This is a genomic window from Plantactinospora endophytica, from assembly GCF_016862915.1.
In the GTDB taxonomy this organism is placed as follows: domain Bacteria; phylum Actinomycetota; class Actinomycetes; order Mycobacteriales; family Micromonosporaceae; genus Plantactinospora; species Plantactinospora endophytica.
In genome coordinates this window covers 72,074-95,339 of the sequence record NZ_BONW01000004.1, presented here as the reverse complement: position 1 = coordinate 95,339, position 23,266 = coordinate 72,074, and the positions used below count along the sequence as shown (strand labels likewise).

17 protein-coding genes are annotated in these 23,266 nt (G+C 74.0%); 8 read left to right on the top strand and 9 right to left on the bottom strand.

The features are described from left to right. Positions 1-186: 186 nt before the first annotated feature. Positions 187-1,413 (top strand): PP2C family protein-serine/threonine phosphatase, encoded by a 1,227-nt coding sequence (locus tag Pen02_RS06140; RefSeq protein WP_239140138.1) that lies wholly within the window; start codon positions 187-189, stop codon positions 1,411-1,413. Between the two features lie 81 nt (positions 1,414-1,494). Here Pen02_RS06140 and Pen02_RS06135 read toward each other — a convergent pair whose 3' ends face one another. Further along, positions 1,495-2,604, bottom strand: a complete 1,110-nt coding sequence (locus tag Pen02_RS06135) for an FUSC family protein (RefSeq protein WP_239140136.1) — start codon at positions 2,602-2,604, stop codon at positions 1,495-1,497. 170 nt (positions 2,605-2,774) lie between these two features. Here Pen02_RS06135 and Pen02_RS06130 point away from each other — a divergent pair, with 170 nt between their 5' ends. Then, the gene (locus tag Pen02_RS06130) at positions 2,775-3,317 is read left to right on the top strand and encodes an NUDIX domain-containing protein (protein WP_203864947.1); all 543 of its coding nucleotides are present in this window, start codon (positions 2,775-2,777) and stop codon (positions 3,315-3,317) included. Between the two features lie 9 nt (positions 3,318-3,326). On the opposite strand, the gene Pen02_RS06125 is transcribed toward Pen02_RS06130, so the two are convergent. Together Pen02_RS06125 and Pen02_RS06120 are read right to left on the bottom strand one after the other, a co-directional pair. Continuing rightward, on the bottom strand, positions 3,327-5,843 hold the full coding sequence (locus tag Pen02_RS06125; RefSeq protein WP_203864946.1) for an FtsX-like permease family protein: 2,517 nt from the start codon (positions 5,841-5,843) through the stop codon (positions 3,327-3,329). Then, the gene (locus tag Pen02_RS06120; RefSeq protein WP_203864945.1) at positions 5,840-6,598 is read right to left on the bottom strand and encodes an ABC transporter ATP-binding protein; all 759 of its coding nucleotides are present in this window, start codon (positions 6,596-6,598) and stop codon (positions 5,840-5,842) included. Before Pen02_RS06120 ends, Pen02_RS06125 begins: the two co-directional genes overlap by 4 nt. 125 nt (positions 6,599-6,723) lie before the next feature. On the opposite strand from Pen02_RS06120, the gene Pen02_RS06115 reads away from it, so the two are divergent. The 5 genes from Pen02_RS06115 (at position 6,724) to Pen02_RS06095 (ending at position 13,259) form a co-directional block, all read left to right on the top strand. Then, complete coding sequence (locus Pen02_RS06115) at positions 6,724-8,034, top strand: sensor histidine kinase (RefSeq protein WP_239140134.1); 1,311 nt, start codon at positions 6,724-6,726, stop codon at positions 8,032-8,034. A gap of 49 nt (positions 8,035-8,083) precedes the next feature. Next, positions 8,084-8,722, top strand: a complete 639-nt coding sequence (locus tag Pen02_RS06110; protein ID WP_203864944.1) for a response regulator transcription factor — start codon at positions 8,084-8,086, stop codon at positions 8,720-8,722. A gap of 116 nt (positions 8,723-8,838) precedes the next feature. Beyond that, on the top strand, positions 8,839-10,278 hold the full coding sequence (locus tag Pen02_RS06105; protein WP_203864943.1) for a hypothetical protein: 1,440 nt from the start codon (positions 8,839-8,841) through the stop codon (positions 10,276-10,278). Positions 10,279-10,536: 258 nt separating this feature from the next. After that, positions 10,537-11,757, top strand: coding sequence for an AAA family ATPase (locus Pen02_RS06100; protein WP_239140133.1), 1,221 nt, complete (start codon positions 10,537-10,539; stop codon positions 11,755-11,757). A gap of 245 nt (positions 11,758-12,002) precedes the next feature. Next, entirely contained in the window at positions 12,003-13,259 is a 1,257-nt protein-coding gene (locus Pen02_RS06095; protein WP_203865160.1) for a vWA domain-containing protein, read from the top strand. Positions 13,260-13,406: 147 nt separating this feature from the next. Here Pen02_RS06095 and Pen02_RS06090 read toward each other — a convergent pair whose 3' ends face one another. Genes Pen02_RS06090 through Pen02_RS06075 form a run of 4 tightly spaced genes read right to left on the bottom strand, consistent with a single transcriptional unit; the run spans position 13,407 to position 17,575 of the window. Then, on the bottom strand, positions 13,407-14,378 hold the full coding sequence (locus tag Pen02_RS06090) for a nitroreductase family protein (protein WP_203864941.1): 972 nt from the start codon (positions 14,376-14,378) through the stop codon (positions 13,407-13,409). Beyond that, positions 14,379-15,536 (bottom strand): hypothetical protein, encoded by a 1,158-nt coding sequence (locus Pen02_RS06085; RefSeq protein ID WP_239140131.1) that lies wholly within the window; start codon positions 15,534-15,536, stop codon positions 14,379-14,381. After that, positions 15,533-15,973, bottom strand: coding sequence for a DUF4188 domain-containing protein (locus Pen02_RS06080; RefSeq protein ID WP_203864940.1), 441 nt, complete (start codon positions 15,971-15,973; stop codon positions 15,533-15,535). The genes Pen02_RS06085 and Pen02_RS06080 overlap by 4 nt, the downstream gene beginning before the upstream one ends. A 3-nt stretch (positions 15,974-15,976) precedes the next feature. After that, positions 15,977-17,575 (bottom strand): phenylacetate--CoA ligase family protein, encoded by a 1,599-nt coding sequence (locus Pen02_RS06075; RefSeq protein WP_203864939.1) that lies wholly within the window; start codon positions 17,573-17,575, stop codon positions 15,977-15,979. 368 nt (positions 17,576-17,943) lie between these two features. Between Pen02_RS06075 and Pen02_RS06070 the strand changes: the two genes are divergently transcribed. Beyond that, positions 17,944-20,490, top strand: a complete 2,547-nt coding sequence (locus tag Pen02_RS06070) for a tetratricopeptide repeat protein (RefSeq protein WP_239140129.1) — start codon at positions 17,944-17,946, stop codon at positions 20,488-20,490. A 108-nt stretch (positions 20,491-20,598) separates the two neighbouring features. On the opposite strand, the gene Pen02_RS06065 is transcribed toward Pen02_RS06070, so the two are convergent. Together Pen02_RS06065 and Pen02_RS06060 are read right to left on the bottom strand one after the other, a co-directional pair. Then, positions 20,599-21,450: a trypsin-like serine peptidase gene (locus Pen02_RS06065; RefSeq protein WP_203864938.1), complete on the bottom strand. Its 852-nt coding sequence runs from the start codon at positions 21,448-21,450 to the stop codon at positions 20,599-20,601. A gap of 199 nt (positions 21,451-21,649) precedes the next feature. Beyond that, entirely contained in the window at positions 21,650-22,816 is a 1,167-nt protein-coding gene (locus Pen02_RS06060; RefSeq protein ID WP_203864937.1) for a nucleotide disphospho-sugar-binding domain-containing protein, read from the bottom strand. Positions 22,817-23,266: the final 450 nt, after the last annotated feature.

Below are 23,266 nucleotides of genomic sequence, written 5' to 3'. Positions count from 1 at the left end.
CTGGTCCGGCACCTGCGACCGGTTGGCGCCCGCAGATCCTAGTGCCCGGCCGGCCGCCCGGCCCAGGTACCCGGATCGCGGGATTTCTCCGGTTATCGCCGATCGGCGCGGCGCTTCACCGGTTCCTCTTCCGAACCGCCGGCCGACCAGCGACGCCCCGGTAGGCCACGGGCTAGGCTTTCCGGCGTGATCGAGGCGGACGGTTCCGGCGCAGACGAGCGGCTGCGCCGGATCGAGGCGGTGACCGACTCGACACTGTCCCGGCTCGACGTGGACGACCTGCTCGACGAACTGCTCGGCCGGATCCGTGACATCCTCCGGGTCGACACCGCCGCGATCCTGCTGCTCGACCAGCACGCCCAACAGCTCGTGGCCACCGCCGCCAAGGGGCTGGAGGAGGAGGTCCGGCAGGGCTTCCGGATCGCCGTCGGCCGGGGGTTCGCCGGCCGGGTGGCCCAGGACAAGCAACCGGTGGTGATCGAGCACGTGACGCCGACCGAGGTGGTCAACCCGATCCTGCTCGACAAGGGCATCCGGTCGATGCTCGGCGTACCCATGTTCGCCGGCTCCGAACTCGTCGGCGTACTGCACGTCGGCACCCTCACCCCACGCCGGTTCAGCGCCGACGACATCCGGCTGCTCCAACTCGTCGCCGACCGCGCCAGTCTGGCCAGTCAGGCCCGAATGGGCAGCATCGACCGGACCGCCGCGCTCGCCCTGCAACGGAGCCTGCTGCCGGCCCGGCTGCCCGAGGCGCCCGGCGTGGACATGGCCGCCCGGTACGTCCCCGGCCAGCAGACCGGGATCGGCGGTGACTGGTACGACGTTTTCGCCCTTCCCTCCGGTTGGCTCGGCATCGTCGTCGGCGACGTCTCCGGGCACGGCCTCCCGGCGGCCGTGGTGATGGGACGGCTACGCAGCGCGCTACGGGCCTACGCGCTGGAGTGCGACGATCCCGCGGACGCGCTCACCCGGCTCGACCACAAGATCCAGCATTTCGAGGCGGGCAAGCTCGCCACAGTGCTCTACGCGCTGGTCAGCCCGGACCGGACGCAGATCCGCGTCTCGCTCGCCGGCCACCTGTCGCCGATGCTGGCCAGGCCCGGATGCCCGGTCGAGCCCGTGGAACTCCCCGTCGACCTGCCGCTCGGCATCGCCCGGCCGGCGCCCCGCCGCAGCACCTCGGTCGAGTTCCCGCCGGACGCGGTCCTGGTCTGCTACACCGACGGGCTCGTGGAACGCCGGGACGAGGTGATCGACGTCGGGTTGGGGCGGCTGCGCGCGGCGATCCAGCCCGGCCCGGCCGAGACGGTCTGCGCGACCGTGATGGCCCGGCTCGGCGTCGAGCAGCCCGCCGACGACGTCGCCCTGCTGGCACTGCGCCGCCACCCGCCGACCGGTCAGCCCCGGTAGGTCCCTGGTCACGCGTCAGAGTGGCGGCAGCCCGAGCCTCGTTACGCGTCAGCGTGGCGGCAGTCCGAGCCTCGTTACGCGTCAGAGTGGCGGCAGCCCGAGTGCCTCGTCCACCCGGCCCAGCACCGCCACGTCGTCCGCACCCACGCCCCGGAGCAGGTCGATCGCGGTTGCCCGGACCTGACCCACGATCATGATGATCGGCAGCGGCGGTTCCCGGGTGAGCAGCCGCCCGGCGGTGCGTACCGCGTCCAGGGCGGCGGCGTCGGTCTGCTCGGCGTACCGGTCGGCCGCCTCGTCCTGTCCGGCCAGGTCGGCGGCGAGTGCTTCACCGGCACAGCGCATCGCCTCGGCGAGCGAACCCAGCGCGTCGCCCAACTCCGGTGGGCTCGCCACCGGCAACCGGGTCAGCGCCACCCCGGCCCGGGCCAGCACCCGCAGGTTGCGTACGGCGTAGTCGACCTGCCGGCTCGACGCGTTGAGCGCGTGTACCCGGCCGATGTGCCGGCGGCGCCGCACGTGCAGCCGCAGCGCCTCCCCGGCCGCCAGTACCGCCGTCTGGAGCCGGTCCACCGCGGCGTCGAGCCCTCGGGCCCGGTCGAGCGCGGCCAGCGCGGCGGCCTCGTCGCCCCGGTCGAGCGCCTCGCTGATCTCGCCGAGCAGCTCCGCCAGCGCGGCGAACGTCCGGCGCGACTCGGCCAGCAGCGGGGCGAGCGGCTGCCGGGCGCTGGCCAACTGGCTCGCAGCCAGCGCCACCACCCCACCGATCAACGCATCGACGAACCGGAACGGCACCAGCGCGTCGGTCGACGGCGGCACCACCACCAGATACAGCGCGGAGACCGTGGCCTGCACCACGGAGACGTTGCTGGCACCGGTCGCCGTGGCCAGCCCGACGGTGAGCAGCACGACGGTGAACACCGTCCAGGTGGTACGGCCGAGCGCCTGCACCACCAGGTCGGCCACCAGCACTCCGGCCGCGACCCCGAGCACCACCTCCACGGCGCGGCGCACCCGCTGGCCCCGGGCCTGGCCGAGCACGATCAACGCCGCCGCCGGGGCGAAGAACGGCTGCGGATGGCCGAGCACCGCCGCCGCGATCGCCCAGGAGACAGTGGCGGCCATCGTCGCCTCGACCACCGGCAGCCAACCCTGGCGCAGCCGGTCGGCGACGAGCCGAAGCCACCCCACCGGCGAACACCTCGTCCCCATGCTGTCGATCGTCTCCCGCACGATAGCCCCTGCCAGGGCGGTCGCCGGCCGCACCCGAGCAGGCGGCGGCGCGGACCCGGGCCATCGGCGGCGCGGACCCGGGCAGTCGGCGGCGCGAGCCGGCCGGGTGGACCGGTAGCCTCCTCGCCGTGACCGGTGTCCTGCACTCGCACTGCTCGTACTGCGGCGCCGCCTATCCGGCATCGGACTGGCCCCGGGTCTGCGCCGGCTGCGGCCGGACCACCTGGCGCAACCCGAGCCCCGTCGCGGTGGCGATCCTGCCGGTGCTGACCGCCGACGGCATCGGAGTGGTGGTGCAGCGCCGCGACATCGAGCCGGGCCGGGGGCTGCTGGCGCTGCCCGGCGGGTTCATCGATCATGACGAGGACTGGCGCGACGCGCTGGTCCGGGAACTCCGCGAGGAGACCGGGCTGGTCGCCGACGCCTCGACGGTACGACTGCACGCCGTGCACAGCGCCCCGGCCGCCGGCGCGATCCTGGTCTTCGGCGTACTGCCGGTGCGGCCGGCGGACTCGCTGCCGGCCTCGGCGCCGACCGAGGAATCCACCGAGTGGCTGGTGCTCACCGAGCCGGCCCCGCTCGCCTTCTCCACCCACACCGAGGTACTCGCCGATTTCCTCGCCGCCAGCCGGCGCGACGGACCCGCCGAGCCGGCACAGCGACGGCTCTGACCGGAGCGGTCAGCGGTGGCGTAGCGCGACGGCTGCCGGTGCCACGCTGGCGGCGCAGGTGAGTACCGAACCCGACGCGACGGCGACGAGCAGTACCGACCACGGCACCTGGATCGGCACCGTGTCGGCGTACCCGGCCAGCGCGACCCGTACGGCGAGCAGGCTGGCCCCGGTCACCAGGGCACCGAACACCGCACCGGCGACGCCGACGGTGACCGCCTCCCGGCCGACCAGCCCGAGGATCTGCCGGCGGGTCGCCCCGGCCAGCCGCAGGGTGCGCAGTTCGCGTACCCGGCCGGTGGTCGCCATCAGCGCCGTGTTGGCGATCGAGATGGCGGTGTAGACCAGCGCCATACCGAGGATGGCGAGCAGCGACAGCCGGCTCAGCCGGTCGAACTCCTCGTCGAGTACGGCCAGGTGGTCGGCGGTGTCCGTCACCGTCCCGCCCAGCGGGGCGACCGCCGCCTCGACGGCGGCCGGATCGGCGCCCGGCGCGAGCCCCAGGTAGACCGAGTCCGGCAGTGGGACGCTCGTGTGCGCCGTGGCGAGGGACCAGGGCAGCAGGGCGTCCGGCAGGCCGAGCCGGTCGTCGAGGACCGCGACCACCCGCAGCGAGGCGCGCGTGCCGTCGCCGAGCCACAGTTCGGCCCGGTCGCCGACCGTCCAACCGGAGCTTCCGGCCAGCCGGGCACTGACCGCCACCGTCTCGCCGGCCAGCCCGTCGAGGGAGCCGTCGACGACCGGCAGCCGCAGCGCCCGGCCGGCCGCCGGACCGTCGACGTACCAGGCGGTGCGCTGGCGCAGTGTGCCGTTGCGCCCGGCGTCGAAGACCCCCGTGGCCTTCGCCCGGACGGCGGCGGTCACCCCGGGCACGCCGCCGGCCGCCGGGCCGGCCGTCTCCGGCAGCCGGGCCGCTCCGGCGGGTACCACCAGCAGCGGGGCGGTGAGCTGGTCGCGCAGGCTCGCCGCCCCGGCCGCCGAGATGGTTCCGGTACCGGCCAGCGCACCGCCGGCCAGCCCGACGGTGACCAGCACCGGGGCGATGGTCGAGGCGTACCGCCGGCTCTCCGTCCGCACCCCGGCCCGGGCCAGTACGGCGATCGGCCCCCGGCCGGGCGTCAACAGCCGACCGACCGGCCGGACGAGTACGGGCAGCAGCAGCGCGCAGCCGCCGACCAGCAGCATCACCACCACCAGCAGGTAGGCGGCGCCTTCCGGGGTGCTCAGGAACGGCAGCATCGGAACCACTCCGCCGAGGCAGCCGAGCCCGCAGACCCACCGGACGACGCCACTGCCACCGGGCTCCACGGTCGCGGCGTGCAGCGCCTCGACCGGTCGTACCCGGGCGGCCCGGCGGGCGGCGGTACCGGCACCGGCCACCGCGACGAGCAGCCCGAGCCCGAACGCCACGACCAGTGGCCACCAGGCGGTCCGGGCGGTGAACCCGGCCGGTGCGAGCCCGTTGTCGGTGAGCCAGCGGGCGAAGAGCGGGGCGAGCACGGGGCTCAGCCCGCACCCGGCCGCCCCGGCCAACGCCCCGACGAGCGCGGCCTCGCCGAGAACCAGCCGACGCACCTGCCGGGGCGTGGCACCGGCGGTACGCAGCAGCGCGAACTCGCGCCGACGCTGGGCGACCGTGAACGCGAACGTACCGGCGACCACGACGACGCAGACGAAGCCGGCGAGTCCGGCGGTGCTACCGACCAGGGACGCGGTCGCCACCAGCAGCCCGGCGTCCGGGTCGGGTTCGGCGGAGCGTCGGTCGTCGCCGGTCAGCACCCGCAGTTGCGGATGCCGGTCCGCCAGGGCGGTCGCCACCCGCCCGGTCAGCGCCTCGGCGTCGGTGTCGGGCACGGCGAGCAGGGCCACGGCCGCCACCCGTCCCCTGGCCAGCCGCACGGCGGTGGCCTCGGTGACGTACAACGCCGGCCCGGCGGTGGTCTCGACGATCCCGCTCACCGTGAAACGGCGCGGACCGTCCACAGTGGCCACGACGACGGGATCGCCGGGCCGGCGCCCGGTCGGCGCGGTGAGTACCACCTGGTCGTCGGCGACCGGCGGCCCGCCCGCCACCATCCGGTACGGATGCAGCAGGCTCGCCGCCCACGGATGCGCCTCGGTGCCGCCGGCCGCGCCGCCACCAGCCGCAACCGGCGCGTCGACCTTGCCGGAACCGTCGGCGAAAGCGGCGTAGCCGGCGTAGTCGACGACCACGTCGGTCACGCCCGGCAGCGTCCGCAGCGTCGCGGCGGCGTCGGCCGGAACGAACCCCCGCTCGCCCGGGGGCAGGCCGGAGTTGGCCGGCGGGCCGTCCGGGTCCTCGGCGGTCACGCCGGCACCGTCCGGCCCGGCCACCACCACCGGCGAGTGTGGATACCAGCGGGGTGGTTCGGCCGGCCCGTCGAGTACCGCCGCCAGGGTCAGGCCGGCGGTGGCGAAGAGCGCCACACCGAGGGCGAGCGCCACGAACGAGCCGACGAAGCTCGTCCGGCGGGCCGCCAGGGTACGCAGGGCGACGGCGATCACCGGACCGCCCCGCTCGCCTCGGCCTCCAGCCCGGTCATCCGCTCGGCGACCGCCTGCGGCGTCGGCCCGACCAGCTCACCGGCGAGTCGGCCGTCGCGGAGGAAGAGCACCCGGTCGGCGTACGCGGCGGCGACCGGATCGTGCGTCACCATCAGTACCGTCTGCCGGCGCTCCTCGACCATGCCCCGGAGCAGCGTCAGCACCTCGCGCCCGGTGGCCGAGTCCAGCGCGCCGGTCGGCTCGTCGGCGAAGAGCACCTCGGGTCGGGTGACCAGCGCCCGGGCGATCGCCACCCGCTGCTGCTGCCCGCCGGAGAGTTCGGCGGGCCGGTGCCCGAGCCGGTCGGCGAGCCCGACGTCGGCCAGCGCCACGCGGATCTCCGCCCGCTTCGGGCGACGCCCGCCCAGCATCAGCGGCAGCGCCACGTTGAGTTCGGCGGTCAGCGCGGGCAGCAGGTTGAACTGCTGGAAGACGAAGCCGATCCGCTGCCGCCGCAACAGGGTCAGCCGCGTCTCGGACAGGTCGTCCAGCCGGGTACCGCCGAGGTGCACCTCGCCGCCGGTCGGCCGGTCCAGCCCCGCCGCGCAGTGCAGCAGCGTGCTCTTGCCGGAACCGGACGGGCCCATCACGGCGGTGAAGGAGCCGGCCGGGAAGTCGACCGACACCCCGTTCAGCGCCCGCACCGTCGTACCCCGGTGGCCGTAGGTGCGGTGCAGGCCGCGCAGGCGTACCGCCGGTTCTTCGCTCGTCGTCACGGCCCCAGCCTGGCGGTCCGCCGGCCGGGCGTCACTGGCCCGGGCCTACCCGGCGGGGTAGTGCCAGCGTTACCCCGCGCGGTGACGTCCGCTCCGCCGGCCGGCCCCGGCGTAGGCTGTGCGCCGTGGCGGAGGTCCGACTCCAGCAGGCGCTACCCGGCCCGGTGCCCGCCCGGACCGCCTGGCACGCGTTGACCGGCCATCCCGGACGGTTCCTCGGCTCGTGGTGGCCGTGGCGTGCCCTCGGCTACCTGCTCTCCGCCGTCCTCGTCGCGATCCTGTGGCTGGCCGGCGTCCTCGTGCTGGTCTTCGTGCCGGCGGCCGGCGTCGTGGTGCTACTGGCCGGACTTCCGCTGGCCCGGGTGGAGCGCTGGCGGCTGCGGCTCGTCGACCGGACGCCCGCGTTGTCGGCACACCGCCGGCCCGGCCGGTCCGGGTTGTGGGCGTGGCTGGGCACCCGGTTCCGGGAGACCAGCACGTGGCGGGAACTCGGCTACGCGCTGCTGTTCTCGTTCGGGCTGGCCTGGCTCGACCTCTGCGTGGCGATGCTGGTGCTCTGCGCGGTGTACCTGCTCGGCTTTCCGTTCGTCATGCTGCTCACCCCGACGGAGTACCGGCCGGTCGAGGTGCTCTGGTTCGACGTGACCGGCGGACCGGAGTCGCTGCTGGCCACCGGGGCCGGCGTCGTCGTACTGCCGGTGCTGCTCTACCTCGCCACCGCGTACGCCGCCGGTCGGGCCGCGCTGACCCGCTCGGTACTGGCCGGGCCGCCGGAGGAGGGGCTCCGGGCCGAGGTGGTCGAGTTGAGCCGCTCCCGGGCGCGCATCCTGGAGGCGTTCGACGCGCAGCGGCGGCGGATCGAGCGCGACCTGCACGACGGTGCCCAGCAGCGGTTGACTGGGCTGATCATGACGCTCGGCCTGGCCAGGCTGGAGCTGTCCGAGACACCGGCACCGGCCGCCCGGGACCTCGTCACTCGGGCGTACGACGAGGCCAACCAGGCCCTGGCCGAGCTGCGTGACCTGGTGCGCGGCATCTCCCCACGGGTACTCGCCGACCGAGGGCTGGCGCCGGCCCTGGCCGAGCTGGCCGGGCGCTGCGCCGTACCGGTCGAGGTGGCGGTCCGGCTGGTCGCCCGCCCGCCCGAGCCGGTGGAGGCGGCGGCCTGGTTCGTCGTCTCCGAGGCGCTGACCAACGTCGTACGGCACAGCCGGGCCGACCGGGCCTGGGTGACTGTTGAACACGACGGCGACGGCGACGACCACGACCTGACGATCGAGGTACGCGACGACGGGGTCGGCGGTGCCGATCCGGCCCGGGGTACCGGCCTGGTCGGTCTGGCCGACCGGGTCTCGGTGCTGGCCGGCCGGATCCTGCTGACCAGCCCACCGGGCGGGCCGACCGCGCTGCGGGTGGAGCTGCCGTGGCGCCCGTGAACGACAGGGAAGCCCTGCGGGTCGTGACAGCCGGCGGAAGGAGGCTGCGGTGCGGATCGTGATCGCCGAGGACTCGGCGCTGCTCCGTGAGGGCCTGCACCAGATCCTGAGCCGGTTCGGCCACCGGGTACGGGCCGTCGGCGACGGCGCCGGACTGCTCGCCACGGTCGCCGAGGAGGTACCGGACGTGGTGGTGACAGACGTCCGGATGCCACCCGACTTCCGGGACGAGGGACTGCGGGCCGCACTGGAGCTGCGCCGCCGACACGCCGACCTGCCGGTGCTGGTGCTGTCCCAGTACGTCGAGCAGACCTACGCCGCCGAACTCGTCGAGACCGGCGCCGGGGTGGGGTACCTGCTCAAGCACCGGGTCGGTGACGTGACCGAGTTCGTCGACGCGCTGGACCGGGTCGCCCGGGGCGGCACCGTCATCGACACCGACGTGGTACGCCAACTGCTGAGCCGGCGCCGGGCGCAGGCCCCGATCGAGCGGCTGACCGCCCGCGAGCGGGAGGTGCTGGCGCTGATGGCGGAGGGCAGGTCGAACGCGGCGGTGGCGAGACGGCTCGACGTTTCCATGGCAGCGGTCGCCAAGCACGTCAACAGCATCTTCAGCAAACTGGGCCTGCCGCCGGCCATCGACGACCACCGCCGGGTGCTGGCCGTACTCGCCTATCTCCGGGCCTGACCGGGCCACCACCGGATGGTCGCGCCTGGCCCGGCGGAGCGGGAGGCGGTAGTCTGCTCGGCGATGAACACCTCTTTCAGCAGATTGGGGGTCCCGTCCACGCAAGGTGAGTGCTGATGCGCTCTTCCACTGTGGACAGGAACTCCCGGCTCGCCTTCTGGCGGCACGTACGCGAGTTCGCCGTGCCGCGTTCCATGATCGAATCAGCCACCGCCCGCCGTACCGTCGGCGACTGGGCCGGTGCCTGTGCCGCCGCACGCGTCGACGTGGACCTCCGGCTGCGCGCCGTGGCCCGCGAGTACGGCCGGGAGCTGGCAGTCCGTATCCGGGCCGACCTCAGCCGGCTGGCGCCCGACCTACTGCGCTGGCACATGCCGAGGATCCTTCCGGACGGCCTGCTCCGGCCGGGGCTGACCGTCTCGCTGGCCCGGTACCCGGAGGCGGGCGGGGCAGCGCCGCACCTGGTGGCCCGGACTCCGCCGGCCTGGGCGGACGCCGGGCAACGGATCAGCCTCGCCCTGTGGGATCCCGCCCGACCGGACGACCGGCCCGGCCCGCATCCGCATCCCCGTCCCGACCGGCGGTACCGGCTCGACCTGCACCGACACCTCTGGGACGCGTCCCGGGCCGGCGAGTTCCGGGTCCGGTCCGGCGCTGACCGGCCCGCCGCCGAGGATCCCGCCCCGGCGGTGCCGGACGGGCTGCGCGAGCTCGACTGTGCCGTGCACACCTGGGCCGCCGAGCTGCGACTACTGCGCCAGGCGGACGGGCACGGCGACGCCAGCGTGGTGGTCCGGCTCGGCTCCCGGCACCGGTTGCTGCTCGACCTGGTACCGGACGCCGAGGCCGGCGCTCCGGACGCCGATGCCGGTGCCGGGGTCGGGCTTCGGATCAGCAGGGCGTCGGGGCGGGCCGGTGCCGCCGGGCTACCGGTGCTGCCGGACGCGGCGATCTGGGTACCGCCCGACGTGGCGCTGCTGCACGCCGGGCTGATCGGGGCCGACCGGCTGCACCCGCTGGTCGCGGCGGCGCTGGTGCCGGACCATCCGGTGGCCGGAAGTCGACCGGCCGGGGACGACGAGGCCGATATCCGGTTCGTCGAGTGTCGTGGCGCCCGGCACCGGATCGGCCTGGTGGACGGCATTCTCGCCGCGCTGGACCACGATCCGGCCGAGATCCGCCGTGAGGAGTTGCTGGCCGCGCTGAGCGGTACCCCGCTGCCCTGCCTGCAGATGATCGACCAGGCGCACCGGTCTCCGGAGAGCCTCGTCGACGTACGCGCCCGGCTGGACCACGGCGACACCGCCGGGGCGCTGGCCACCGTCGAGAAGCTGCTCGGCCCGGACGCGCTGCTGCGCGCCGGTGCCCTGCGGGACGAACTCGAAACGGCTGCGCTGCGCCGGGTCTCGCACGGGCTGTACCGGGCGGGACTGGCCGACAACCGGCCGGTCCCGGCCGCGAAGCCCGACCGGCGCCGCCGCCCGGACCTGCGAGGACGGTCCGCCCGACCCTCGCGCGGCTACCGGGGACATCCGCGCCACGCGACGGCCCGCTGACCCGCGTCACCGAAGACCTCCTTCCTTCCCCGGTTCCGCCGGACCACTCCGCCTTCCCGTCCGACCTGCCAACCGGGACCGCCCCGGCCTCACTGGCCCTCGACTCGAATACACAGGTGATCGAACATGCATACCTCCGTTTCTTCCGCGCTCCCGTCTCCGTCCGCTTCGACGGCCACGTCCCATTCCGCGTCCGTGGCCGCGCCCCCGTGTGTGTCCGCTTCCGCGTCCGCCTTGCCGGATGTCCGGTCGGGTGCCTTGGCGGCCTCGTCCGCGCAGCTCGGGGTCGCGGCCGATCTGCTGGCCCTGCTGGGCGACACCGCCACCGAGCCCCGGCCCGACCCGCAACTGGAGGCGCTGACCCTGGCGGTCGCCGCGGACCTGCCGGTGCTGCTCTGGGGCGAGCCGGGGATCGGCAAGACGGCCGTACTGACCCAGCTTGCCGAGGCGCTCGAACTGCCACTGACCACGGTGATCGCCAGCGTGCACGAGCCGTCCGACTTCTCCGGCCTGCCGGTGCTCGGCGACGACCCGGCGGTGCAGGGCGTGCCGATGGCCCCGCCGGACTGGGCCGTACGTCTGGTACGGGCCGGCCGGGGGCTGCTCTTCCTGGACGAGCTTTCCACCGCACCACCGGCCGTGCAGGCCGCGCTGCTCCGACTGGTACTCGAACGGCGGGTCGGCGCGCTGCGGTTGCCGGCCGGCGTCCGGATCGTCGCCGCCGCCAATCCACGGTCCTCGGCAGCCGACGGCTGGGAACTGAGCCCGCCGCTGGCCAACCGCTTCGTGCATCTACAGTGGACGTACGACCACGACGTCGTGGTGCGTGGTCTCGGCGGGATGTGGCCCCGGGCGGCGCTGCCCCGGCTCGATCCGGCGCGGCTGTCCGAGGCGGTGACGTTCGCCCGCCGGGCGGTGTGCGGACTGCTTACCGCCCGCCCCACGCTCGTACACCGGCTGCCGAACAGCGAGGCCCGCCGGGGCGGCGCGTGGCCGTCGCCCCGGAGTTGGGACATGACCCTGCGGCTGGTCGCCTTCGCCACCGCCGCCGGTACCTCCCGGGAGGTGCTGTCCATGCTGGTCCGGGGCGCGGTCGGCGACGGCCCGGGGTTGGAGTTGCTGGCCAGCCTGGACCGGTTGGACCTGCCGGACCCGGAGACACTGCTGGCCGATCCGGCGGGGGCGGAGTTGCCCGAGCGGGGCGACCTGCGCCAGGCCGTACTCGACGGGGTGGTGGAGGCGGTCTGGAAACAGCCGGACCGGTCCCGCTGGGACGCCGCCTGGCAACTGCTGGTCCGGGCCCTGGACACCGGCGCTCCAGACCTGGTGGTGGTACCCGCGAACACCCTCGCCGCGCTGCGCCGGCCCGACTGGGACGTGCCGGCGTCGATCGAGCGGCTCGCCGGGGCGGTGTCCCTGACCCGACAGGCCGACAAGGCCGCCACCCGGGTCGCCGCCGGTGCCGGGAGCGGCCGATGACCGACCCGACGGCCGAAGCCGCCGCCACCCCCGCCGCCACAGTGGCCTCCGGCCCCCGTCCCGGCCCCGGCACCCACGCCCCCACCGGATCCCACTCCTCCCCCACTCGATCCCACTCCTCGCCCACCCGTTCCCACTCCGCCGACGGAGCGACCTCGCCCGTGCCGCCGGCCACGGGCGTGCGCGGATCCCACTCCTCCCCCACCGGCTCCCGCTCGACCGACGGCGGTTCCCGGGTCTTCGGGGTGGTCGGCGCCTCCGGTGCCCTCGACGTCGAGAAGCTCTTCGCCGCCCGGCTGCATGCCGCCCGGGTCCGGCCCTACCTGGCGACGGCGCTGTTCGCGTTGCGGGTGGTGGAGTCGCGCCGGGTGCCGACGATGGCCGTGGACCGGCACTGGCGGTGCTACGTGTCGCCGGTGTTCGTCGACCGGACCCCGGTGGAGGAACTGGCCGGGGTGTGGGTGCACGAGGTCTCCCACCTGCTCCGCGACCACCACGGCCGCAGCGACCGGTTCGCCACCCGGCACGGGCTGACCGGGTCCGGTGAACGGCTGCGGATGAACATCGCCGCCGACTGCGAGATCAACGACGACGTGTACGGCGACGGGCTGGCCCGGCCCGACGGCGCCGTCGAGCCGAAGCTGCTGGGCATGCCCGACGGAAAACTGATGGAGGAGTACCTGGGCAGGTTTCGGCTCGGCACGCACACCGGGGACCTCGTCTGGCTGGACTGCGGCAGTGGGGCCGACGGGCTGGACCGGGAGTGGGAGTTGGGCCGGGACGGCGCGTACGGGCTGAGCGACCAGGAGCGGGACGCCGTACGGTTCCGGGTGGCCGAGGGCATCGCCGCCCGGCCGGGTACCGCTCCGCAGGGCTGGCAGCGGTGGGCGGAGGAGGTGTTCCATCCGCCGCAGCCGTGGCGGGAACTGCTGGGGGCGGCGATCCGGTCGGCGGCCAGCGGCCCCGGCGCGGGCGAGGACTACACGTACGGCCGGCCGGCGCGCCGGTCCGCCAGCCTGCCCGGGGTCATCCTGCCGAGCCTGCGGCGCAGGCCACCCCGGGTCTCGGTGGTCATCGACACCTCCGGGTCGGTGAGCGACACCGAGTTGGGTAGCGCACTCCTTGAGGTCGCCGCGATCGGCCGCGCCGTCGGCGGCCGACGTGACCTGGTCACCGTGCTGCCGTGCGACGCGACGGCGCGGATCGTGCACCCGCTCTGCCGGGCCGAGGGGATCCCGCTGGTCGGCGGCGGCGGGACGGACCTGCGTACCGGCTTCACCAGGGCGCTCCGGACGCGCCCCGCCCCGGACGTGGTGGTGGTGCTGACCGACGGCCAGACGCCGTGGCCGGAGGCGCAGCCGGCGTGCCGGACGGTGGTCGGGCTCTTTCCCCGTCCGAGAGCAGCCCGGTCCTGGCAGGAGCACAACTCCGAGTACGTGCCGGACACCCCGCCGGCCTGGGCCCGGGTCGTCGAGATCGGTTCGGCGGCCGGGCGTCGCTGAGCCGGCCTGCGCGGCTTCGAGGTGCGCTCGGTGACCGTCGACGCCAGGTCCCGCTCTGGCCACGGCTGGCGCCGTCGCTGCGGCAGGTCGACGACGGGAGGGGTGACGAACGACGGCGGCGCGGCTGTCCGAGGGCCGACAGTGCGGTTACCCGATGTCGTCGACCCGGCGTGCCGAGCGTGGCGCCGGGTCGGCCGGCCTGCCGACCCGGGCGACGTGGGCCAGGCGTTCCGCCGGAACGTCCAGCAGCGCGCCCAGCGTGGCCTTGGCGGCGGGCGCGTCGATCAGTTGGCTCAGCGGATGCGCCGACAGTCCGGCCGTGTGCAGGGTCAGCCAGATCCGCATCAGCACCCGGCCGAGACCGACCCGCGTCGTCCCGTCGGCGTCCGCCGGCCCGACCAGCACGATCACGGCACCACCGAGCGCCAGTGGGTCGCCGGCCGCCGCCGCGAGCAGCCGGGGCAGTCCGAGCCGGCGCAGCACCGGGTACGCGGCCAGCGCCGCCCGCAACCCGACCGCCTCGCCCCGGGACAACCCGAGGCAGCGGTCGGTGAGCCCGTCCGCGTGGTAGTCCGGGTGTCCCGGCGTGAGCCGGAGCCACGATCGCAGCTCGGCGACCACCGCCGGATCGGCGTACAACTGCCGGTCCGCGAGCCGGAGCAGTCGGGTCGACAGGGCGGCGTCGGGCAGTACCCGGATCGTTCCGCCCGCCGCCGCCGCGACGGCGCGCACCGCGTCGATCACCTCGGCCGACGGTCCCGCCACGAACCGGCCCCGGTGGGTACGCCGGTCCCGCACCTGCGCCGCGCCGAACGGGCTGTGGTAGCGGTACCGGGACTCGCGCAGCCAGCCCACCCGGCGGTCCTCGGCCCGGTGGTCGGCGACGAACTCCATCCGCAGCCCGGCGTCGGCGGCGACGACCAGGCAGGTCTCCACGAACGCGCCCAGCGACAGCCACAGGTCCCGGCCGGACGGGTCGGCCGCCGGCAGGGTGTCGGCCGGATCCCAGCCCACCCCGATCGCCCCGGCCCGGTAGTCGAGCCGCCACGGCTGGGTGTTGTGCGCGCTCGGCGCCCGCCAGCAGAGCGGCTCCAGCGCGCGGAACGCCGCGACGTCCACCTACAGCGCCTTCTCGTAGAAGGTGTACCCGTGCAGTGGCCGGCCGCCCATCCCCCGGAACTGCGCGGCCGAGGCCGGATTGTCCCGTCCGACGTACGTGCTGCGCAGGGTGGTGTAGCCGCCGGTGTGCAGGTTCCGGCGCAGTTCTGCCGAGAGCAGGCGCTGGTAGCCGCACCCCTGGTACTCCGGCAGCACGCCCTTGACGATCAGCACCGCCTCCCGCCGGTACCGCCGCCGGGTGGCCAGCAGCCGGAGTTGGTTCACCGGGTTCAGGTTGCCCCGGACCCGGACCACGAACTCGCTGATGTCCGGTACGCAGAGCACGAACGCCACCGGCCGCCCGTCCCGGGTCAGGTAGAGCAGCAACGACTCGTCCAGCAGGTACGCCAGCCCGTCGGTCTGCTGGCGCAGTTCCTCCATCGAGATCTCGGTGTAGTAGCCGAGCTGGGCGAAGGAGGCGTTCAGCAGCTCCCGCAGCAGGTGGAGCTGCTCGTCCAGCCGCCGCAGGTCCCCCCGGTGCACCCGCAGTTCCGCTCCATCGCCCGCCGGCTCAACCCCGATCGGCCCGGCAGCGACGCGTTCGGCCTCGGCTGGTGCCGGTGTCACCGGGCAGATCCAGGTGTCCGACTCGAACCGCCGCCGGAAGCCGTACGACTCGTAGGCGGTGACGTACCTCGGTGGGTTGTAGGCGCTGTCGATGAAGCCCCGGTCGGCGTACCCGGAGGTGATGATCCCGCCGGCCTGGTCGGGCAGCAACGCCACCGGGCCGAAGAGCGCCTCCCGGTCCCCGGCGGCGCGGCCGGCGGCGGTGATCGCGTCGAAGAGCGGCTCCGCCGCCGGCTCGGTGAACTCGGTCAGCCCGAACAACTGGCACCGCCGGCCGAGCTTGGCGTCGAACGCGGCGTCGGTGTGCAGGGTGGTCCGGGCCACCACCTCCCCGGTGACGCCGTCCCGGAGCAGGTACATCGGTACGCCCTCCCGCCACCAGCGCCGGACCTGCTGGCGCACGGGTGGCACGAAGCGTGGCTCGTCCGCGTACACCCGGTCGGTGAACGCGAGGAACTCGCGCAGGCCGCGCCGGTCGACGACCCGCTCCAGTTCGGACAGTGCACCGCCGGTCGTCGCCGCGCCGCCGGTGCCCGCCGGGCCGCTGGTCATCGCCGCACCGCCGGTCCGGTCAGCTCCGTCGTCAGCGGGGTGAAGGTCGGGATGTGTGCCATCTCGGTCGACTCGGCCCGCCACACGCCGTTGGAGTAACCGTCGGGCTCGGCGGTGTAGAGCCGGATGTAGCCGCCGGTCGCGTTCCGGGTGCCGTCGGTGACCCACATCATCAACCTCCGGTGGTGCCGGGACCGGGCGAACCGCAGCATCGCGTCCCGGTCGGCGAAGAACGCTATCGTGCCGAGGGTGAACGGATATTCCCAGTAGACGGTGTGCCAGCGGTATCCGGACATCCGCCGCAGGTCGCGGACCATCCGGAGCCAGACCGGCCAGAGCCGCAGGATCGCCAGCGGGCTTCGGTACCGGGTCGCGCCGACGAACATCGCGCCGGCCCGCGCCTGTGCCGGGGCCCGGGAGAAATCGCGGGTACGCATGACTCAACCACCCACCAGGTAGACGTTCTTGATCTTCTGCTCTCCGGCGAACGGGCCGGTGCCCGCCTCGTGCAGCTCCACCAGGATCTCGCCGGCGGTCGGGTCCTCGGTCAACGACTGGGCGAAGTCCCGGGAGACCTCGGCGAGGTGCCGGCGTACCCCGGTCCGGCAGGCGGTGGCGAGCGCCTCGCGGACCGGCCCGGCCAGCGGGCGACGCAGTTCGAGGTGCACCACCGGCCGCGTCTCCAGGGCGGCGTTCTCGGTGAGCGCCAGACAGAACCGACCGATCTCGGCGGCGTACGGGTTTCCGGTGTAGAGGCCGTACTCGACGTCCTGCGGATAGAGGTTGGCGCCGAGGTACGACACCGTCGAGTCGCGGCGGCCGAACAGCAGCAGCACCGGCAGTGTCATCCGTTCGCCGGCCAGCGCCGCCCGGCATCCGGCCGCCCGGTCCGGATCGGCCCGGACCAGATCGAGGATCCTCCGGTACGGCAGCAGCACCGCCTCGTCGCCGACGTTGTACCGCAGCCGGGGCTGGAGCACGTCCAGACTGGTCAACGTGCAGAGCAGTTCGCCCCGCCCGTTGGTCTCCAGATAACTGGCCAACGGGTTGTACTGGAACACCATCGGCAGCCGCTGCTCGTCGACGCCCAGCAGTTCGGCCCGGAACGCCGAATCTGTCCACAGTCGACGCCGCAGCCACACCGTGAACGCGGTCTCGGCGCCGATCCCGATGCTCAGGTCCGAGGCGCCGTACGCCGACCGTACCCGGAGGAACCGCTCCTCCAGATAGCTCCGCAGCGCCTCGGTCATCCCCTCACCGCCACAACTGGCCGAGATCCGATAGCTCGCCCAGTCGAAGCCGTCGGCATCGAGCCGGTCCCGCAGGTGCTTCAGGAACGGCGGGTACGCGGTCACCAGGTAGTCGAAGTCCGGCCCGAACTCGCGCAGCGTGTCGACGATCTTGCCGAGGTCGGGGCCGGTGTTCTTCACCACCGCGATCCGGGCCATCGCGGCACCGGTGGTGGTCCCGGTCGCCCAGGCGCCCATCGAGTACGCGTTGATCACGAACGGCCGGCGCATCGGGAAGACCAGGCTGGTGTAGCCGGCGACGTCGTGGTGCACCGCGCGCAGTTCCCGCTCGCCTCGCGGCCAGTTGAACGGCCGGCCCGCCGAGCCGGCCGACTCGTCGACCACCACGCCCCGGGCCGGCAGTCGGCCGCCCCAGCAGCGCCGGGCGGCGTCGTGCGGTACGACGTAGTTCTCCTTGTCGGTCTCCGGGAAGTCGCCGAGCCGACGCCGTACCCGTGCCGGCCCGGCACCGCCCGGCCGGGTCCCCAGGAAGGCCCGGTACGCCGGCACGTCCAGCGCGGCGAGCGCGCAGACCGCCCGCGCGTTAGCCTCGGCGAGCCGGTCCAGTACCGGATGGTGCCGAGCGGCCAGCCACCGCCAGCCGGCCGGATGGCACCGGGCGAGCCGGAACAGGGCGTCCCGTACCCGGCCGGCGAGGGACAGCCGGGTCCGCCGCCACCGTTCGCCGACGCGCAGACCCGGTGACGCGACTGTGGACGGAGCGGAGAGTCGACGCAGCGTCTCGGTCATTCCAGCAGTGTCGGTGGCCCCGGTCGACCGAACATGAGCCGTGGCGCCGAGCCGAGGCTGAGTATCCGGGCCCAGTCGGAGCCGCCGGCCGGAGCCGTCGAGCGGCTGGCGGTGCTCACCGTCGTCATCGCCTACCGGACCGGACTGGTACGCCTGCCCGGTCGCTCTCCACCATCGTGGCCAACTGCACCGACCCGGCCGGGTACGTCCGCCGACCGAGCGGCCGGCAACCGACAGTCGTCGATCGATTCTGGCGTGCCGCGACTATCCTGAGCCCACCTTCCCCGACGCCCGTACGCCGGCACGTGCGCCCGGAGAAGGTGGCCGTACACCGGAAGATGGTGCCGTACGCCGGGAGAAGGTGCGGGATGCGGGAGACCGGTCGGGAGGCGCTGCTCCGGTTCGTCGCGGACCTCAGACGGCTACGGCAGCTCGCCGGTGCACCGTCGCTGAACAACCTGGTCGCGGTCGCGGCCCGACGGGGAAAGCCGCTCGCCCGGTCCACCCTCAGCGACAAGCTGAACGCCAAGTCGCTGCCGGACTGGGAGTTCGTCCTCGCCTACGTCGACGCCTGCCTGGCCTACGCCGAGCAGGTCGGTGCCCGACCGCCGGCGGAACTGACCGACCTGGGACGGTGGGATGCCGCGCACTGGCGACTGCTGCGCGCCGCCGACGCCAGCCAGGCGGCCGAGCGGCTCAGCGTCGCGGCGTACACCGAGATCGGTCGGCACGCCGCCCGCGTCGCCCCCGTCGACCAGCCGCCGGGGACGGGGCCGGGGGATCCGGCGCCGCCCGCCGCACCGACGGATCCGGGCCCGAATCCGGGCCCGGGCACGGCGCCGGCCGTCGAGCCGGTGGTACCCCGGCAGTTGCCGGCCGCGGTACGCCACTTCGCCGGCCGGGCTACGGAGGTCGCCGCCCTCACCGAGTTGCTGGCCGAGGCGGCCGACACGCCGGGCGCGGTGCTGATCTCGGCGATCGGCGGTACGGCCGGGATCGGCAAGACCGCCCTCGCGGTGTGTTGGGCGCACCAGGTGGCCGACCGGTTTCCCGACGGCCAGCTCTACGTCAACCTGCGCGGGTTCGACCCCACCGGACCACCGACCGATCCGGGCGAGGCGTTGCGCGACTTCCTGGAGTCCCTTGCCGTACCGGCCGAACGCATCCCGGTGGGGCTGGCCGCGCGGGCCGGGCTCTACCGCAGCCTGCTCGCCGGCAAACGGGTACTGGTGCTGCTGGACAACGCCCACGACGCCGACCAGGTACGCCCGCTGCTGCCCGGGTCGCCGGGCTGTCTGGTGGTGGTGACCAGCCGTAACCAGATGCCGGCACTGGTCACGGAGGTGGGGGCGTACCCGCTGGTCCTGGACCCGTTGCCGGTTCCGGAGGCACGCGCGCTGCTCCGCCGCCGGCTCGGCCCGGACCGGGTCGCCCGGGAGCCGGAGGCCACGGACCGGATCGTCGCCGCCGCGGCCGGGCTGCCGTTGGCGCTGGCCATCGTCGCCGCGCGCGCGGCCACCCATCCGGACTTCCGGCTGGCCCGGCTCGCCGACGAGCTGGGCGACACCCGGGCCAGCCTGGACGGGCTCGCCGGGGCCGAGACCGCCACCGACATCCGGGCGGTCTTCTCCTGGTCCTACCGCAGCCTGGACCCGGCCGGCGCCAGCCTGTTCCGGCTGCTCGGCCTGCACCCCGGACCGGACCTGTCGGTCGCGGCGGCGGCCAGCCTGGCCGGTCTGGCCGTACCCGAGGTCAGGCGGTCGCTGGCGACGCTGGCCCGGGCGCACCTGGTCACCGAGCACCTTCCCGGCCGGTACGCCCTGCACGACCTGCTCCGGGTCTACGCGGCCGAGCAGGTGGCCACGGACGACTCCGACCCGACCCGGCGCGACGCGCTGCACCGGCTCTTCGACCACTACCTGCGTACCGCGCACGCCGCGGACCTGCTGGTGCACCGGCACCGGGACGACATCACGCTGCCGCCGGCACCGCCCGGCACCGTGCTGCCGGACCTGGCCGACGGCACCGAGGCGTGGACCTGGCTCACCACCGAGCACCGGGTACTGCTCGCCGTGGTCGCGCACGCCGCCGCCACCGGCTTCGACGTGCACGCCTGGCAGCTCGCCTGGACCATGAACACCTACCTGGACCGGCTGGGCGCCTGGCAGGACCAGGCCGCCGCGCAACGCCTGGCACTGCTCGCGGCCTCCCGGGTGGGCGACCGGAACGGACAGGCCCGCGCCCACCGCAACCGGGCGGTGGCATGCCTGCGGCTGGGCGAGTTCGACGAGGCCCACCACCACCTGAGTCAGTCCCGCGACCTCTACGCGGCGCTCGACGACCGGGTCGGCGGCGCGCGTACCCAGCTCAACCTCGGCATCCTGGCCGAACGGCAGGGGCGGTACGGGCAGGCCCTGCACCACGCGCGCCGGGCCTTCGACCTGTTCGACGCCGTCGGCCACACGGCCGGCCGGGCCAACGCGCTGAACAACATCGGCTGGTACCACATCCAGCTCGGCGACCACCAACGGGCACTCGGGTACTGCGAGCAGGCCCTCGCCGAACAGCAGCGGGCCGGCAACCGGTACTGGCAGGCGCACACCTGGGACAGCCTCGGTACCGCGCACCACCACCTCGGCAACCACGAGCAGGCCGTCGACTGCTACGAACACGCGCTGGCGCTGTGGCGGGAGGCGAGCGAGCGCTACCACGAGGCCACCACCCTGACCCACCTCGGCGACACCCAGCACAGCACGGGCACCGTCGAGGCGGCCCGGACCACCTGGAAGCACGCCCTCGACATCCTCGAACGGCTCGGTCACCCGGACGCCGACCAGGTCCGGACCCGACTCCACGCCCCGGACCAGGAGCAGGCCGAGGTCCAGGGCCACATCGAGAAGCAGGAGCAGGTTTAGGTCCGATTCGGAGGCGTCGGTCGGGGGACGCGCGCGGGCAGCGGGTGCGTTCCGGACTGGCCCGCGCCCGGAACGCACCCGGCGCCGCTCGCCCCCACGAGCCGCGCGTCACCGCCAGGACATCAGGTTCCGGTACGCGAGTTCGGTGATCCGGGTGCCGATGTTGTTGACCGCGCCGGGTCCACCGCCGGACGGACCGGAGACGTGGATGCCGAACACCCGCCACGGGTCCGGGTCCGGGTCCGGCCAGGGGAACGGCTTCGGCCGGGTCGGGCACCAGTCGTCCGGGTCGACCGTGAAGATCGGGCTGCCGTCCTGGCCGGAGCTGGTGTCGTGCCGGTGGTAGAGGACGCTGGCCGATTCGGCGTGGATGGCGTCCTGGCTACGCCACTGGGTCGCGTTCCGGTCGGCCGGATATCCCTGGCTGACCGTGCAGGCGCCGGTCACGGGCCCGGTGGTCCAGCCGAGGCCGTACCAGCCGGTGGCGGTGCCGATCGCACAGTCGAGCTGGACGGCGCCGTAGTCCTGGCCGGGATCGGAGCTTCGGGTCCACCCGCTGGCGGCGAAGGCGGCCCGCGCCCGGCACGACCCGTACGGCGCCCTGCCCCCGTCGTAGCCCGGATAGGCGACCAGGTTGGACCGCCACTGGCCGCCCGCACCGGTGTGCACGCAGTGCCCGGCGGTCGCCAGGGTCCGCTCACTGATCATGAAGCCGGTGCACTGTCCGCCGCTGAAGGTGAGCAGCACGGTGGCGCTGGCCGGGAAGCTGGTGGTGTCGGTGACCGGCGTACGCCCGTCCGGCGCGAAGACCCCGCTGACCCCGACCCCGACGGCGCCGACCCTGGCGTCGGCCGGCGACGACGCCGCAGTGGCCCCGGCCGGGCTGCTCACCGGTACGCCGAGCACCGCGCCGGCAACGGCGGCGACGAAGGCGACGGCCATCCCTCTTCTTCTCACCATGACTTCCCTTCGACCGGCGGGAGTGCCCGCTCAGCGGATGTCGATGGCGTCATCGTCGGTCGGGTGAGCGCTGTCCGGCGGATTTCCGGACACCGGTCACCCGGCGCGGGGCATGGTCGTCCGGTGGCGGTGCGGGGATCGGCCGCGCGTCTGCCCGGTCGGGCCGTGGGCTCTCAGCCAGGGCTGCCGTCGTGGGTTCTCAGCCGGGGCTGCCGGCGCGGGCCCGGGACGGCCGCGACGACGTGGCGGCCAACTCCTGGAGCGCGTCCGCCGCGTCCGCCGCCGGGTCGGACCGCCCGATCGACTCGTTGAGCCGGGCCAGTGCGGCGCGTACCGACTCGTCGCCGAGGAGGCGATCGGCGGCCTCGCGGAACTCCGCCCCGTCGGCAGTGCTCTGGATGGTGATGCCGACACCCAGCTCCGCCAGCCTGGCCGCGATCGCCTTCTGGTCGAAGGCCCGGGGTACCGAGATAAGCGGGATGCCCCTGACCACAGCCTCCATCGCGGAGTTCATACCGGTCCGGGTCACGAAGACATCGCTGCGCGGCAGCACCAGGGTCTGCGGGATGTACCGGCTCGCGATCACGTTCTCCGGCAACTCACCCAGCTCCGCCGGGTCGACGTGGGCGGTGGCCATCACCACGGTCCACTTCGATCCCGCGAAGGCGTCGGCGATGCCACGGAAGAAGCGGGGGCTGCCACCCCAGAGGGTGCCGGGAGAGACGAACAGCGTCGGGCCCTTGTCGATGCGGTCCCACGGAAGGTCGTCCTTGCTGCCGTACCCGCTGGTGTCCCGGAGCAGCGGCCCGACGAACCGGAAGCGGTCGTCGAACGTCTCGCGGGCCGGCTGCACCGCCGCCGGCGTGTTCACCAGCGCCAGCTCGGCCCGGTCCTGGAGCGCGGGATGCAGCTTGCGCAGCAACCCGAGCCGGTGCAGCACAGTGGTGACGAGCGGACCGTGCCGACGCCGTGAACTCTCCAGCACCATCTGCTCGCTGAGCGCGTAGGACGGGCAGAACGAGGCGAGGCGGGCACCGGTCTTGCGGGCCGCCTTCGCGCCCCACCGGGCCGAGAGGTCCGCCACGACCACGTCCGGCCGCCAGGACTCCCAGTTGCGGTGCAGCTCCTCGACGATCCGGGGGCGCTGGCGGATCATCGCGACGCCCAGTTGTCGCATGTGCTTCCGCTGTTCGTCCGTCGGATTCTCCGGAAAGGTGGTCGGCACGACGATGTCCAGCTCCGTGACGTCGCAGCCCGCCTCCCGGAACGCCTCCGCGTACGGCTGGCTGATCGCCACGAACACCTTCTCACCACGGGCGATCAACTTGGTGACGAGCGGAATCAGCGGATTGACGTGTCCATGCATCGGAAATGGCAGAAACAGGTACCGAGCCACGACGGTTGCCCTCCAAGTCCACATCGACACGCGACGCGACTCCTCACGAGCAACGCCGCAACCGCTGGAGCGTCGGACCCGTTCCAGAGCCCGGATTTTCGGAATCGTCGGCCATCACTTTTCCGTTAACCCTCGTCGACGACTTCACCGACGTCAGGTGCAGCGCAAGCCGCGAAAGTGATCGTAACACCGGCCTTCCGAACGGTCACGGTCGTTAAGCGTCCAATGGAGAAGGAGGTCGGTACGCATATGTCACCGACACAATAGCCACCTGGCTGATCTGCATGTTTTGGCGGCGCCTGAATGGCCTACTACGGATTCACCGTGAAGATGGGGGGCCGGTGCCCGATCCGCCGCCCGTGGGTGCAGCGGCGCCCGGCCCAGGACGTTGGCGTCCTGGGCCGGGGAAGTGCCGTGCGG